This is a genomic window from Vibrio genomosp. F10 str. ZF-129 (assembly GCF_000287055.2).
In the GTDB taxonomy this organism is placed as follows: domain Bacteria; phylum Pseudomonadota; class Gammaproteobacteria; order Enterobacterales; family Vibrionaceae; genus Vibrio.
The window spans coordinates 1-392 of record NZ_AJYQ02000079.1 but is presented as its reverse complement, the minus strand read 5'-3'; the positions used below and the strand labels follow the sequence as shown (position 1 = coordinate 392).

The window sequence follows — 392 nt, the reverse complement described above, 5'->3', positions numbered from 1 at the left end:
GCGTCACATCAGGGTTGTCGTTAACCGCAGTTAAAGTCATGCTGGCACTTGTATGGGTGACCCCTCCATGAGCATCTTTGACGTCATAGCTAAAGTGCACCGCGCCGTTGTAGTCTTTTTCTGGTGTAAACGTGTAGGTGCCAGCGGGATTAATGGTGATTGAGCCATGATCAACGTTTAAGTTGTCGACGCTAAGTTGACCGACATCACGAGTGTCTATATCTGTGGTGTTGGCGAGCAGCTGTGCCTGAGTAATGTTGATGACTTGGTCTTCATTTCCTTTCGCTAAATGCACTGCTTGAGTAACGATTGGAGCATCATTCGTTCCATGCACATAGATGGTAATAATTTGTTTATCACCACCAGCAGTCGTTACTTCATATTGAACCTGC

Annotated in this window: 1 protein-coding gene; it reads right to left on the bottom strand. The window is 46.2% G+C overall.

The features are described 5' to 3' along the window. Nucleotides 1–392: cadherin-like domain-containing protein (locus A1QO_RS08085; RefSeq protein ID WP_038131350.1), on the bottom strand; the 392-nt coding region annotated here is incomplete at both ends.